Consider the following 1495-nt stretch of genomic DNA (forward strand, 5'->3'; position numbering starts at 1 on the left):
CGGCTCTTCGTCAAATAGGACTGATGAGTAATATCTGCCAGGTAATCATTAGATTACCTGGTTTTTTTATACTCTTTTCCATTATTCATTTTTTATCTTTATTTTGTGATTATCAAGCAGCCCTTAGGCTGCTTCTACTACCGGTATTTCATTTAGATATAGTTTATTGGTCATTAATATTCTAGTTCTAAAATTTTGGAAGTTTCGGTATCCGTAAGCTATTCGTTTTAAGATCTTAATTTTATTATTCAAACCTTCTATACGGCCGTTCGTTAAGTGGTTGTATTTGAAAGTATGACCAATATATCTTTGAAGTTTGGTAAATGTACGTAGCACACGTCTTAATCCGCTTGGTAATTTAACTAACTTAGACTGTGCTAACTGAGCTTTAAATACTTCAGAGTCATTCTCTTGAAGCGCTTCACGCAAGTTATGGACGATATTATAGGTGTCTTTTAATAGTGGGTTCTTATCTAGTAAATAATCTAAAATACCACCGGTATTCGTAAGCCAATCAAATAATTTAAACGGTTGATAATCCCATGAGTTTAAGTTTTCTCGGGGCATTAGGAATATTCGCCAATATCTCTTATACTTGTTGTACAATCTATGGTCAGGAACCCTGAAAGCATTCATTACTTCAATACGTAGCTTATTTAATTCTCGATTTAATGCTTGAACTAAATGGAAACGATCAATGATGATTTTGGCGTTGGGAAATACCTCTCTAACGACTTCCATATAAGGCATGTACATGTCCATTGTAACTGTTTGAACTTTCTGACGAGTTTTCAACGGATAGGCAAAAAAGTAATCACGTAGCTTGAATTTTCTGCGATCTCCTAGCACATCTACAATACGTGAATTCGTATTATCTATAAACATAAAGCTCATATTTCCTTCGGCATGCTTTACACCTTTGAATTCATCGAAAGCAATATGCTCTGGTAATGCATCGAAGATGCTAGGTTTAAGGTCTTTACCAGCACCATTAATTACCCGTTGAACTGTATGATCAGAAACGTTGCATGTCTCTGCGATATGTTTAAGTGTCAACGCATTGGTTGCAAAGTCTAATACCATCCGTTTAACGCGCTTAGAAATAAAACAGTTATCACCGACTATCTCTGATTTAGCAGTGAAGTAGCTATCGCATTCTCTACAGTGATAGCGTTGCTTGCTTAATTCAAGGTAAGCAGGTAACCCTGATATCTTTGTTAGCGTAATTCTTGATTTTTTAGATCCATTCTTAACGATACTATTTCCTCGTTTAACGCAGCCGCAGGCTGGACAATACTGAGGATTTACATCTAACTTGCCGAAATAGATCAGTGACTTTATATTCTTAACTATCATCTCTTCAACTTTATCTTCGAAAATTATATTTTCATCTTTCAATTGTAACGTGGTATTGATAAACTTATTCATACGGGGAATCTCCTATCTTATCATGGTTGTCGTTAACTTTATGATAATGGAGATTCCTCTTTTTTTG

At 35.1% G+C, this 1495-nt stretch carries 1 protein-coding gene; it reads right to left on the reverse strand.

Going from position 1 to position 1495, the window contains the following annotated elements; all coding sequences use genetic code 11:
- Positions 1-123: 123 nt before the first annotated feature.
- Entirely contained in the window at positions 124-1428 is a 1305-nt protein-coding gene (locus ACUW85_RS09450) for an ISL3 family transposase (RefSeq protein WP_048727148.1), read from the reverse strand.
- Positions 1429-1495: the final 67 nt, after the last annotated feature.

It is taken from the genome of Aerococcus sp. 150760013-2 (genome assembly GCF_053627715.1).

Bases quoted from the DNA above. Each gene is read 5' to 3' on its own strand.
- ACUW85_RS09450 (WP_048727148.1), bottom strand. From the start codon at position 1,428: ATGAATAAGTTTATCAATACCACGTTACAATTGAAAGATGAAAATATA.